The 12,808-nt window shown below is 38.3% G+C and carries 14 protein-coding genes; 4 read left to right on the forward strand and 10 right to left on the reverse strand.

Annotation, left to right across the window (positions count from 1 at the left end):
- Positions 1 to 121: 121 nt before the first annotated feature.
- The 5 genes from ACFSR8_RS00625 to ACFSR8_RS00645 form a co-directional block, all read right to left on the reverse strand.
- Entirely contained in the window at positions 122 to 352 is a 231-nt protein-coding gene (locus ACFSR8_RS00625; protein ID WP_380287995.1) for a LuxR C-terminal-related transcriptional regulator, read from the reverse strand.
- Between the two features lie 30 nt (positions 353 to 382).
- A complete protein-coding gene (locus ACFSR8_RS00630) occupies positions 383 to 1,393 on the reverse strand; it encodes a M28 family metallopeptidase (RefSeq protein ID WP_380287997.1) in 1,011 nt (336 codons plus the stop codon).
- A gap of 16 nt (positions 1,394 to 1,409) precedes the next feature.
- Entirely contained in the window at positions 1,410 to 2,459 is a 1,050-nt protein-coding gene (locus ACFSR8_RS00635; RefSeq protein ID WP_380287999.1) for a M28 family peptidase, read from the reverse strand.
- 115 nt (positions 2,460 to 2,574) lie between these two features.
- The gene (locus ACFSR8_RS00640; protein ID WP_380288001.1) at positions 2,575 to 2,919 is read right to left on the reverse strand and encodes an FUSC family protein; all 345 of its coding nucleotides are present in this window, start codon (positions 2,917 to 2,919) and stop codon (positions 2,575 to 2,577) included.
- A 12-nt stretch (positions 2,920 to 2,931) separates the two neighbouring features.
- On the reverse strand, positions 2,932 to 3,699 hold the full coding sequence (locus ACFSR8_RS00645; protein ID WP_380288003.1) for a DUF3108 domain-containing protein: 768 nt from the start codon (positions 3,697 to 3,699) through the stop codon (positions 2,932 to 2,934).
- Between the two features lie 178 nt (positions 3,700 to 3,877).
- On the opposite strand from ACFSR8_RS00645, the gene ACFSR8_RS00650 reads away from it, so the two are divergent.
- The 4 genes from ACFSR8_RS00650 (at position 3,878) to ACFSR8_RS00665 (ending at position 7,200) form a co-directional block, all read left to right on the forward strand.
- Complete coding sequence (locus ACFSR8_RS00650) at positions 3,878 to 4,720, forward strand: universal stress protein (RefSeq protein WP_380288005.1); 843 nt, start codon at positions 3,878 to 3,880, stop codon at positions 4,718 to 4,720.
- Between the two features lie 25 nt (positions 4,721 to 4,745).
- Positions 4,746 to 5,213 carry a c-type cytochrome gene (locus ACFSR8_RS00655; protein ID WP_380288007.1) on the forward strand — a complete coding sequence of 156 codons (468 nt, stop codon included), beginning with the start codon at positions 4,746 to 4,748 and terminating at the stop codon, positions 5,211 to 5,213.
- A gap of 78 nt (positions 5,214 to 5,291) precedes the next feature.
- Entirely contained in the window at positions 5,292 to 5,630 is a 339-nt protein-coding gene (locus tag ACFSR8_RS00660) for a DUF4870 domain-containing protein (RefSeq protein ID WP_380288009.1), read from the forward strand.
- Between the two features lie 637 nt (positions 5,631 to 6,267).
- Positions 6,268 to 7,200, forward strand: a complete 933-nt coding sequence (locus tag ACFSR8_RS00665; protein WP_380288011.1) for a hypothetical protein — start codon at positions 6,268 to 6,270, stop codon at positions 7,198 to 7,200.
- Positions 7,201 to 7,403: 203 nt separating this feature from the next.
- On the opposite strand, the gene ACFSR8_RS00670 is transcribed toward ACFSR8_RS00665, so the two are convergent.
- The 5 genes from ACFSR8_RS00670 to gldF all read right to left on the reverse strand — a co-directional run bounded on the left by ACFSR8_RS00670 (position 7,404) and on the right by gldF (position 12,744).
- On the reverse strand, positions 7,404 to 8,423 hold the full coding sequence (locus ACFSR8_RS00670) for an aldo/keto reductase (protein ID WP_380288013.1): 1,020 nt from the start codon (positions 8,421 to 8,423) through the stop codon (positions 7,404 to 7,406).
- Between the two features lie 255 nt (positions 8,424 to 8,678).
- Positions 8,679 to 9,797 carry a DNA polymerase III subunit beta gene (dnaN, locus tag ACFSR8_RS00675; protein ID WP_380288015.1) on the reverse strand — a complete coding sequence of 373 codons (1,119 nt, stop codon included), beginning with the start codon at positions 9,795 to 9,797 and terminating at the stop codon, positions 8,679 to 8,681.
- A gap of 85 nt (positions 9,798 to 9,882) precedes the next feature.
- Complete coding sequence (gene gldG, locus ACFSR8_RS00680; RefSeq protein ID WP_380288017.1) at positions 9,883 to 11,550, reverse strand: gliding motility-associated ABC transporter substrate-binding protein GldG; 1,668 nt, start codon at positions 11,548 to 11,550, stop codon at positions 9,883 to 9,885.
- A complete protein-coding gene (locus tag ACFSR8_RS00685) occupies positions 11,543 to 12,028 on the reverse strand; it encodes a hypothetical protein (protein ID WP_380288019.1) in 486 nt (161 codons plus the stop codon). The genes gldG and ACFSR8_RS00685 overlap by 8 nt, the downstream gene beginning before the upstream one ends.
- On the reverse strand, positions 12,025 to 12,744 hold the full coding sequence (gene gldF, locus ACFSR8_RS00690; protein ID WP_380288021.1) for a gliding motility-associated ABC transporter permease subunit GldF: 720 nt from the start codon (positions 12,742 to 12,744) through the stop codon (positions 12,025 to 12,027). The genes ACFSR8_RS00685 and gldF overlap by 4 nt, the downstream gene beginning before the upstream one ends.
- Positions 12,745 to 12,808: the final 64 nt, after the last annotated feature.

Consider the following 12,808-nt stretch of genomic DNA (forward strand, 5'->3'; position numbering starts at 1 on the left):
TATGAAACTGACCTCTACTCTTTTTACCTTTTCTTTTTAAAGGGGGTGTTCCTTTAATCCTCACGACCAATAATGGGGAATATTTGTTTTGTTTTTTAAACTAAAGTTTTTCGGATTCTTCTCAGCCAATTTTGAGAGCTCCTAACTCTACAGCTTTCGTAACTACGAAGTACGTGTTTTTATCCAAGGGAATATCCAGTTTTTGTCGTACCCTTCGCATATAAGTAGAGATGGTTTTCTCGTTTAGCGGGTTACCATTTTTGTCAGTCATCTGTTTAGCAATGTCCTTGTTTTTTAACCCTTTAGCAGTTAGGTTGAGTGCCAATTGCTCGTTTTTGCTTAACTTTTTCATAGTGTTTTTTAAATATTTAATTCAGCTAAGTTAATCAACTTTTACTCGAGTTTCGCGATTTGCCAGTTCCCAAGCGGTATAAAAAACAAGTTGCGCCCTTTTTTCAAGTAAATCGTATCTGATTTTATCCGGGGTATCAGTAGGCTTATGGTAATCCTCGTGCACTCCGTTAAAATAAAAGATCACGGGGATGTTGTGTTTCGCAAAGTTATAATGATCCGACCTGTAATAGAAACGGTTGGGGTCGTTTTCATCGTTGAAGGTATAGTCCAGTTCCATATTTACAGTAACCTTGTTGATGGAGTCAGATACCCTGTGTAATTCTTTACTCAGTCTGTCCGAGCCAATAAGGTATACATAATTTGGTTGCTCGTTGTGCTTTTCATCCACCCGACCAATCATATCAATATTCAGATTAGCAATGGTGTTTTTTAATGGAAAAATAGGATCTTCATCAGCATAGTACCGCGATCCGAACAATCCGATTTCCTCACCAGTTACGTGAAGAAACGCAATGGAGCGCTTGGGGCCGTTACCATCATCTTTTGCTTTTTTAAATGCTTCGGCAATTTCTAAAATGGCAACTGTCCCTGACCCATCGTCATCAGCACCGTTATTGATTTGTCCATCTTCGGATGCCCCAATATGATCAAGATGTGCAGAAATAATAAGAACTTCGTCCGGTTTTTCACTCCCCTTTATAAAGGCAATCACGTTTTCAGAATCCCTGTCAGCCCTACCTTCAAAGTAATCCTTGGGTATTTCCTGAAAATAGTCATCTTCGGAAATCGGCGATGGGATATCATTACTTTTATAAGAGTCCTTTATGTAATTGATTGCTTTTTTTTGCCCGGACTCCCCAGTTTTTCTGCCTTCAAATTCGTCCGAGGCATAAATATACAAGGCTTCCTTTAACTCCTCTGCCGTAATGGTTTTAGCATAGCCTTCTGGATTGACAATCTTATTTGCCTTTTTGTTTTGTGAATTACTACAGGTTAAGATTAGAGCCGACAAAGCCAGCAAACTGGTTAATTTTTTCATCTTTGGTAAATCTTATTTAATTCAAAAATACGTTATTTTCATCAAGAACCACTCTTTGTTCTTGATTTGCAATCTGCCATGCGGTTGCAAAAATAAGTTTGGCACGTTTAGTAAGTAACTCGTAATCAATCTTGTCAGGAGTGTCCGTGGACTTACCATAATCTTCATGTTCTCCACTAAAATAGAAGATTACTGGAACGCCTTCTCTTGCAAAATTGTAGTGGTCTGATCTTGAATAATAATGATTTCTGTCGTTTAAAGCATTATATTTATAATCCAAATCAATATCTACATATGTGTCGCGTATAGCTTCAGAAGTAAAATGTAGTTCTTTGCTATGTCTGTCAGAACCAATTACATATATATAGTCCTTGTTGTCGGCATGTCTTTCGTCGCTTCTCCCGATCATGTCAATATTTAAGTTAGCGATAGTATTTTCCAAGGGGAAGACAGGATTTTGAACATAATACTCAGAGCCAAGTTTGCCCAGTTCTTCGGCAGTAAAATGTGTAAATAAAATACTTCGCTTTGGTGGATGCCCATTTTTATAGGCTATTTTAAACGCTTCGGCAATTTCTAGGAGTACCACAGTTCCAGAACCATTATCGTCTGCGCCATAAAAAACTTCTCCATCTTCGATGCCTTCATGATCCAGATGTGCGGATAAGACTAATATTTCGTTTGGTTTTTCCGAGCCTTCAATATAGGCTAGAACATTCTCTGAGGCGCCAATGTCATCGGGAAAATAGGATTTCGAAATACCTTGGAAGTAGTTGTCCCCACCAAAGGGAGATTTAATACCTTGGTCGATATAATAGGATTTCAAAAATTCTGAGGCTTGTCTTTGCCCTGGTTCTCCAGTTTTTCTACCTTGAAATTCTTCCGAAGCAAAACTGTAGAGCAATCGTTTTAATTCATCCGCAGTAATAGTTTCAGAATAACGTTCTACTTCAGCACTGTCTATTAGGGTAATATTATTTTTAATATTTTCTACCCTTTCGGAATACCGAGGGGACGCACATGTACCAACAAGTGATAATAGGAATAAAATGCTAAAGGTCTTCATGTGTAGTCAGTTTTAGTCACATGTAACTCGCAATTGTCCGGATTTGGGCCAATGAAAACTTATGCTCGTTTCATTTTAAAACGACGCAAAGATATGAAAAAGTGTAAAAAAGAGACTACTCATCAAGATTAATATCGTCCAGCTCAAGTTCTTCCAATTCCTCAATAGCTTCTTCTTTGGAGGTTTCTTCTTTTTCAACCAGAGCCTCGGTATTTCCCATTTCGGTCTTTGTGAAAATGGATTTGTAGGTTGTGAGGGCAAGTGCAATTATCGTGAGGAAAAATGTAAATTGAATGATTTTTTTTACTCTTCCAGTCTTCTTAGAAAAATAAAACGCCAGTAGCCCAAAAACTAGGGCAGCCACTGCTGGGAAAATAGCCAAATTGGAAACAGGCAGAACCGATAAAATGATGGCCAAAATTGAGGTAATCAGTGCCAGAATTGTAAATAATTGTCTCATAATGTCAGTCTATTAATGTTTTAAGCCAGAGGCGGATTTAATCTTAAGTTCACCATTGCCTACGGGAATTTCAAACTTTCCGTACACCATAATTTTGTTGGCATCTGCCGTCAGCCATACTAAATTATCCCTGTTGCCTTTAAGAACGTCAGACTCGTTACTACTTACTGCCAGTTTGTAGCAGGTTTTTTGTCCAATGGCTGTATTGATAGTTTCTTTCCCCAAATAGGTGATTTGAGCCTTAGTTTCCTTTCGGTCAAAAAGAATTGTAAAGGTCTTTTTGTCTCCAATCTGCATGGTTTCGTAGTCAAATAAGCGAATGTTGTATAGCGTAGAAACAATGTCTTTAGTGCCTGAATTGATATTTACTGTTTTGTTTTCCACCCAGTTATTTCGTTTGGTCTGCACCGATTTTACAGTTTTGGTTTTGTGGCTAAAGGTGTATTTCATCGCTTTAGAATAACCGCCCTCGTTAATATCACGTTTATATAAATACGGTGTTAGGGTTTTGGGGTTTACGTAGCTTTCGTATAAATCCCTAATCTTAAAAAAGTTGTCCCATTTGCTAAACGTAGCCGCTGTGCATTTAAGACGGAGCAAAGTGGCTTTAGAGGTTTTGATATTGCTGGTTTCCATGGTCACTTGGGCAATGTCATTCAAAATCCCTGACATATTATAAGATGCAGTGTATACCAGTTTTTCACCTGATGCAATGGCATTGTTTTGTGCTTGAAGAGCTAATGTGGCCAAAAAGAAGAGCGCCAAAAAAATTCGCTTCATAAAACTTGATTTAGAGTTTATAACGAACAGTTAATCATTTATTGTGCCGAAAATACGATGCAATATCATTTTCAACTAATATTTTTGTTTCTTTTATTGGCTTGATTTCAATGTGACAATTGTCATAGTTTAAATGTTTGTAAGGCTCTAACTTTAGATACTATCAAATTCTCAGGTCATGAAAGCAATATTACTACCCACGGATTTCTCTAGCAATTCATTGAATGCCATTGAATATGCAGTTGCAATGTTCCAAGACCAACCTTGTAATTTTTACCTTTTAAATGTGCAAAAAGCTTCATCCTTTATTTCGGACGACATGTTGGTGGTGGATTCTTCGGCCACTATTTATAAGACTTTGGTGGATGCAGCCAAAAAATCAATTGAAAATATTATAACGACACAGCAACAGAAAAACCCTAACAAAAGGCATCATTTTTTTTCCATTGTGGATTATGACAATTTTGTTGATGCCATTAATCAAGCAGTGGAAAAACACCAAATCGATTTGATAGTGATGGGTACTAAAGGCGCCACTGGTTTGGATAGAATACTATTTGGGAGTAATACTGTACATGTGATCAATCGTTGCAAAACGCCCATTTTGGCCATCCCCAAAAACTGTAGGTACGAAGGCTTGCGCAAAGTGGCATTTACTGCCAATCATATTGCTTTGTATAATAGCGAAACCCTTTTGGCTATGAAGTCGATTTTGAAGAAACACGATGCCAATCTTACTATTTTACATTTGGCAGATAAGCATAGTATAGCTAGTAAGCAATCCATCAATTTAGCTTTCTTTGATGAACATTTTAGTGATGCCAGACACGAATATATTGATGCAGAAGATAAAGATATAGTTAGTGCAATTACGGAATATATGTACTTGAACAACTTTAAAATGTTGGGCATGGTAAAAAAACAGCATTCCTTTTTTGAGCGTTTGCTAAAAACCTACCCCGAAGAGCAGATTGCCTACAATTTTAATTTTCCATTTTTAGTGATGACCAATGTTGAATAATGTAAATTACCTAAATCTATAAACAATGAAATTCACCATTTTTTTTATCAGTATTTTGGTTCTTTTCAATTGCAAAGAATCGAAAAAACAAACGTATGAACCAACTGCAGTAGTCCATCAACAGGAAATTCAAGATCACCAGGGAGAGAAGCTAATGAAAATGTATTGCTATGCCTGCCATGATGCCACAACGCCCGAAGACAAACGTTTGGCGCCGCCAATGGTAGCCATAAAAAGGCGTTATATCACAAAAAACACCCGAAAGGAAGACTTTGTAAAGGATATGCAGAACTGGGTTAAAAACCCAAGTGAAGAAAAAGCCAAAATGTATGGAGCCGTTCAACGCTTTGGTATTATGGTAAAGATGGGATATGCCTATGAGGATATCAAAGCCATTGCCGAATATATGTATGACCACGAATTGGAAAAACCAGATTGGTTTGAAGAGCATTACCAGAGGGGGATGGGCAGGTGCAAAAAGAGCAATCCATAAAAAGTATTGAAATTTTTTCCAGCTTGTAACATTTTTGGAATTGGTGCGTCAAATAGGTGTCAATCAAAAACAACCATCATGAGACAAGATAATCAACTAATAGTTATTACCCATTTAAGCCAACTGATTTCATTGGTCACCGGTTTCGGCAGTTTAATCGTGCCGCTAATTTTGTGGGTCACCCAAAAAGAAAAAGTATATCAAATGGACGCACACGGTAAAAACATTTTAAACTTCCAGTTAAGTTTAATTGTGTACTGCCTGTTGTGTATCCCGCTTATCCTTTTGTTCGGCCTCGGCCTACTGGGTTTTGTAGTGCTGGGCATTATTTCAGTAGTGTTTCCTATAATCAATGCCATAAAAGCCAGTAATGGCGATACCCCAACATATCCACTGTCCATCAATTTTATAAACTAATGGATAGTCACTAAAAATTAAAAACAGTCTTTATCTCTTAATTTTATTAGTTAGTTTTGTTAGTATGAGATAAAATAGGACGCTCGCCTTTGGTGGGCGTTTTTAGTTTTCAATATTTGGGCGTTACCCTATCGGGTCGGGCTTTTCGTTCCAATTCCTCGCGCCCTTTTAATGGGGCGCTGTGGGTTTTCCTTTGTGGTTGCTGAGCCTGTCGAAGTACAATCCCTAACGCGGGTTTATTTGCCAACATCTGCTTGTGGCCCGAAAGCAGTGTCTTCTTGCAAATCAATAGGCTGATACTTTTCACGCAAGTATAATCCGGGATGATGATGTGGCATATCTATCCTTAAGTTAATTAGGTAAAAGTATCTTAATTCTATTTTTTTGGGCCGTTCACCAATTTATAGATAAAAAACAACGGGATCAAGGTAAGAAATCCCCAAGTGTTTTTAGCAACGCTATAAATGATGATGCCTGCAAAAAATCCAATTAGGAAGGCATTGATTATTTTGGTTCTTTTCATTTTCTATTTACGCAAAGTACTGCAAGTAAATTACTTCATACGACGAATATTTACAACAAATGAAATATTTATTTTAGTATCTTTCTGATAATGAAAATATTATAGCTATTCATCATGAAAACAATACAAAAATTAAACGCGAAATCATTTTTAAATCGCACATCATCAAAGTTGTCCGTAAAGTTTTTGGCAACACTCTTTTTATTAGGTTTAACCGCCTTTATGCCAAGCACTGAAACGGCATCAAAAGTAGTTTTGATGCCTGGGGTAGTATTTGAAATAGAGGTAAAGGATCACGAACAAGCACCGCCAAAGGTTGATGTTATGGAGGCGTCCATTGGAGGGGAAAATTTAAAAATCGGAATTCCTGCAGGGGCCGATGGCAGAGGCAAGGGGCAAATGATTTTTCGTGGCGATAGAGGGAAAAATGGCGAAATGATTATTGTGGACGACGATTCTAAAGGCTACTATGTAATGGACGATGCTACATTAGAGTCCATTATGGGAGGCATGGATCAGTCCAAAAAAATGATGAAGGAAGCCATGAAGGGCCTGACCAAGGAACAACACGATATGATAGAAAAAATGCAGAAGGAGCATGGCACTACAATTCCGGGAATGACACCGTCCGTAACCAAACCCGAATTGACCAAAACTGGCGAAAAAGGCACCAAAATGGGATATCCTTGCGTGAAATATGAGGTGCATATAAATGGTAAGAAAACGAGAGAAATGTGGGTTACCCAATGGAATAATATTGATGGAGGTGACGAGGCTCGGCAGGTATTTGAGGCCATGAGTGCATTTTATGAAAGATTAAAGGATAACTTCAGCGATATGCCTGGAGGCCAGGGTGGATTTGAAGACATAAATTTCATGAACGATTTGGACGGTTTCCCCGTAGTTACGCGGGAATTTGATGAAGATACAGGTTCACTAGAAGGTGAATCTACACTAAGAAGCGCCAGTCGCAGATCTCTCGACCCGGCCGATTTTGAGCCACCTTCAGGCTACAAAAGGCAGGAAATGTTTTCTGGCCGTAATTAATGTCAGCACAGCGAAATTTAACAGTCTGGCTAAAGTATAGAGGCGGGATAGAATTGTATTGCCGCCTTATTCCATATGACCTTTTTAGTAAGGCTTTTTGACGAGTAATGGGTTGCCTTTTTCAGGATGGCTCAAGCCTGAGCGCCAACTTCAATTTAGTAAATGTTTCAATGCTTTTGCCCTATAGCCCAGGTTCTCGATTATTAGTAAATACCTCTAATATTAACATGGATTTTTTCATGATAAAATTCCTCTAATCGATGCATCAGCTGGTCAGAAAGTGACGGCAAATTACTGGCTTTTGAATTTTGTACGACCTGTTTTGATGAGCTTGCTCCGGGAATAACGGTTGTTACCGCTTTATGGTCCAATATCCAACGTAAAGACATTTCTGCCAATGATAAATTTTCAGGACAAAAGGTCTTTAATTCATCAGACAGTTGTACCCCAATTTGGAACGGAAGTCCGGCAAAGGTTTCGCCTACATTAAAGGCTTCTCCATCTCGGTTGAAATTTCGATGATCAGTTTCGGCGAACTGTGTTTGGGTTGTAAATTTACCAGAAAGTAATCCACTAGCCATTGGTAAGCGAACAATAATTCCAACACCTTTTTCATAGGCATGAGGCAACAATTCATGGGTCAATTTTTGCCTGAAAATATTATAAATCACTTGAAGTGATTGAATTCCCTCTTGTTCAAGGCAAATTAATCCTTGCTCAACGCTCTCCACGCTAGCTCCAAAATGAAGAATTTTACCTTCTTTTTTCAAGGTTCTTAGCCAATTAAAAATGGCACCTTTTTTTAACTCCTCTATTGGTATGCAATGTAGCTGCAACAGGTCAATACAGTCTTTATAGAGGCGTTTTCGAGAAGCATCCACAGAATCCCTAAGTGCTCGCTCGCTATAATTGTTTGGAAATACATTGGCACTGCGCCCAAACTTTGTTGCAATTTTTACGTCGGCCTTCGATTCTTTAAAAAATTCTCCTATTAATTTTTCACTTCTTCCATCTCCATAAACATCAGCAGTATCAAAAAAATTAATGCCATTAGTAACAGCTTTATCAAGAATTTGACGTGCCTGTTTTTTATTGATTTTATTGCCCCAATCGCCACCCAATTGCCAGCACCCTAGCCCTATTTCACTTATTTGAAACCCGTTACGCCCTAACTGCCTTTCCTTCATTGTTTTGTGATTTTTGATGTGTTTAAATACGTGCATAGCCTTGGATTGTGGCTATACAGCTGCTGTTTAATCCCTTACATTTGCAATGTATTATTTTTCATAAAGAATTCCAAGGTGGTTGATGGTCGTTTATGGAGAATTGTAAATTCCATCTACTTTATTAGAGAGGGCAATTTAACCTGACATTGGGGCCTGTACCTTAACCGTAAAGTTTTTTGGCTCAAAAAAAAACAGCAACCAGGGATGGTTGCTGTTTTCATTTTTTGTAATTCCCATTTCAATGCGAACGCTTTAATTATTCAACATCACGGGCATCACCAACATCGTAATCTGCTCCCCATCATCCAAACCATCCACGGGTGTTAAAATACCGGCACGGTTAGGCATACTCATTTCCAAACTGACGTCATCTGAACTTAAATTGCCCAGCATTTCGGTTAAAAAGCGGGAGTTAAATCCTATCTGCATATCATCACCTTGGTAATCACAGGTTAAACGCTCTTCGGCTTTGTTACTGTAATCCACATCCTCGGCGGAGATGTTTAATTCTGCACCTGCGATTTTCAAACGTATTTGATGGGTCGTTTTATTTGAGAAAATACTAACACGACGTACGGAATTCAAAAATTGATTTCTGTCAATCGAAAGCTTATTAGGGTTTTCCTTAGGGATAACAGCCTCATAATTTGGATATTTCCCATCAATCAAACGGCAAATCAATTCAGAGTTTTCAAAAGTAAATTTCGCGTTGGAGTCGTTATACTCAATCGTCACTTCGTCCTCACTGCCTGCTAAAATACCCTTCAACAAATTCAAAGGTTTTTTCGGCATGATAAATTCGGCAACTTGGCTGGCATTTACGTCCTCTCTGGTGTATTTTACCAATTTATGGGCATCTGTAGCCACAAAAGTCAAACCTTCCGTAGAAAATTGAAAAAACACACCGCTCATTACCGGTCGTAAATCGTCATTTCCTGCGGCAAAAATGGTTTTGCTGATAGCCGTGGCCAAAATGTCTCCTAAAATCACAGTTTTACTTGGGTCTTCTAAAGCCACAGCTTTCGGAAATTCCTCACCACTCGCATAGGCCAAGGCATATTTTCCATGGTTGGAGCTGATTTCAACCGTGTTGTTGTCCTCAACCACAAACGTCAAGGGTTGCTCCGGAAAGGTTTTTAAGGTATCAAGCAACAAACGCGCAGGAATAGCCACACTGCCTTCACTGTCGCTTTCCACGTCTAGGGTGGAGGACATGGTGGTTTCCAAGTCGCTAGCGGAAACCGTAAGTTTGGAGTTGTCCAATTCAAACAAAAAGTTGTCCAAAATAGGTAATGTGTTTGAACTGTTGATCACACCGCCCAAAACCTGTAATTGCTTTAACAAATAAGTACTTGATACTATAAATTTCATTATAAATAAATGCGTTTAGTTTTGAAAATCGCTATCTACAAATATATCCCAATCGGTCAATATTAGGAAAGAAACTTATCAACAGTTAGGCAGCGTATTTTTTCTTTCTGAAGTAGTTGAAAGCGAACCCGAAAAGGGCCAGCAAAGCTATTGGTAGTCCAATGTTTAGGAGCCTCCAGTACGTTTTTTCAGAGGCGATTTTTTCCTGATTTAGAAAGGCAACTTCAATTTCCTTGGAACGAATGTTTATAAGTCCATTATCATCTAAAAGGTAATTCACCGCATTAAGCAGAAATTCTTTGTTGCCGTATTGTTTTCCAGTCCATCTATCAAAGCCAAGTTCCTGTGGTTGATTGCGCACCACATCGTTTTTAATCAGGTCGCCATCAGCAATTAAGATCATTTTGGTATCTGCACTTTTGTCTCTGCCATTCTCAATTTTGAAGGGTTTTACAATGTTTGTAAAGGCTGATTTAAATTCACCTTCCAATAGTACAGCAAGTGTTTGGGTTTCGTTTTTAAAGGTTTTAGGGTCGATGGGTTTGGTCACTAAATCCAAACTAATTTCCCGAGGTGTGCCTTCAGCCCTTGAAATAGGTGCTGTTTCTAAAAGAATGGTCTTTTTTGTGTTGTTTTTAAGTGTATCAATTGCATTTGCAAAATCAAAACGTACCAAATTTAAATTATTTGTAATGGGGTGGTTGTTTCCGGAATTTGCCAATGGCGAATACGGCCATTGTAAATGCTGAAATTGCGAATCACTACCGCCACCAATGGCCAGGGTGATAGGCGCAGAATAGGGCGTGGTAGCCATGACTGGATTTATGCGCACACCATAATTGAAGAAAAAATCCGTGAGGTTTAAATCTCTGGCGACTGCATAGTTTTTACCGGCATCGTTATAAAGGCTGTCCTTTTCTATGGCCACGGCATCGATTAGCCAAAGGCTTTTCCCTCCATGCATGGTGTATTGATCTAAAGTAAATTTTTCTTCTTCGGAAAAGGCCTCTGTGGGTTTACAGGAAATGAGGAGGTCAAATTCTGATAGCTCCTTCAAAGTTTTTTGAGGATTGGAGCCAACGCTATCCAAGGTGAAAGGTGCTATAAAATAGTATTCTCCCAAAGTTTTGGCAAAGTCGGCAATGTATTTGTCATCCAGTTGTGCATTCCCTTTTAACACTGCAATTTTCTTGGCTTTTGAAGTAAGCAATTTTTTAAATCCATCGGCAAAGGCATATTCCAAATGTTGCACCGAGTTGCTAACCAGTTCTTGCTGAGATAATCCAATTTTGGTTTTTACCAAAGGAATAATTACAGTCTGATTATTGTAGCTTGCCAAAGCCCATGGAAAGATAACTTCCCGCGAGGATTTTCCATTTTCTTTTACTTCCAACTGCATGGGAATCAATCCTCTTTGGGTCATCACCTGAATGGTTTGTTGCCTTGAATTTTCATCCTCTAATGGGTTGATAAAGTCAAAAATAATATTGGAGTTAACATCCGCAAACTCTTCAAGTATTTGGCGTGTTTCATTTTGAAGCCGTCTGAATTCCGATGGGAATTCTTCGCCTTTTAAAAACACATCAATTACAAGGGGTGATTCGGCCAGGTTTGCAATTTCTTTTGCAGAAGTGCTTAGGGTATAACGTTGGTCTTTGGTAAGATCGAAACGCTTGTAAAACTGATGTCCCATAAAATTTACCATCAATACTACAATACCCGCAATGCCAATATGTTTTATCAATTTACTCAAGCTTTTTTTCAATTTGGTATTGTTCTACCTCGATTATCTTGCCGCTCTTAAAAACAATTTTTAAGCACTCCTGTGACGTATTAAAAGCTCCGGGCTTGAAACCTAAATTGTAATTCCATATTTCAGGGGTATTGCCTTTCAAAGTATCATCCCAGCCAAACCATTCACTTTCCCCTAAAAGAGATTCAACTTCGTTTTTAGATTTACCAATGAGCATCTTTTCGTCGAGCAAATTACCGCTCATTTCATAACGCAAGGCTGGTTTGTCCTCCCATGCCTGCGTATCAAAATATTTCTGGTGATGAAAACTAAAAAAGATATTTATTAACGGGTAAAAAATATAAAAGTAGAAGATAGGTGCACCTACGACACTAATCAAAAAACTTACCCATTTACGTTTATCTATAGTTGTTGCAAATATCCAAACAGCAATGAATATAATACAGAAAGCGATAATAAACTTAGGCGTAAAAATCATTGCTTATGGTTGTTTAGGTTGAGTTTGGTAACGTATACAAAAAAGACAATAACGCTTAAAAAATAAAGAATGTCCCGAGTGTCAATCACGCCACGGCTCATACTTTTATAATGATAATTCATGCCGAACTGAACTATAGTAGTACTTGAAGTAAAATCGGTAAGGCCTTCAAATCCAATAAAAAACAAAATACAAAGAAAAACAGAAATGATAAATGCGACTATTTGGTTATTCGATAAGGTCGAACCAAAAACTCCTATGGCAGTGTAAGCCCCGGCCAACAAAATCAGGCCAAAAAAGGAGCCAAAAGTACTGCCCAAATCTAAATTACCAACTGGGTCCCCGAGCTGATGTACCGAGTAGGCATACAAGAGGGTTGGCAACAAAGCCATAATAATCAGGATAAAAGCTCCAAAATATTTTCCTAAAACAATCTGGGTTTTCGAAATAGGTTTGGTCAGTAACAGTTCCAAAGTGCCCTGTTTTTTTTCATCCGAAAAACTGCGCATAGTTACTGCTGGAATCAGAAATAATAAAATCCAAGGCGATAATAAAAAGAATGCCGACAGATCCGCAAACCCATAATCTAGGATGTTAAAATCTCCTTTAAAGACCCAAAGAAACAGTCCGTTCAAAACCAAAAATATGGCTATGACCAGATATCCGATAGGGGAGGCAAAAAATGTATTGATTTCTTTTTTTAGGATGGACAGCATCGGGAAGGTTTATGGTTTCAAGTTTTTAGTTCCAGGTTTCGGTTTTGAATTTTGTAATACTATG

Origin of the sequence: Hyunsoonleella rubra (genome assembly GCF_042684665.1) — a bacterium.
GTDB lineage: Bacteria > Bacteroidota > Bacteroidia > Flavobacteriales > Flavobacteriaceae > Jejuia > Jejuia rubra.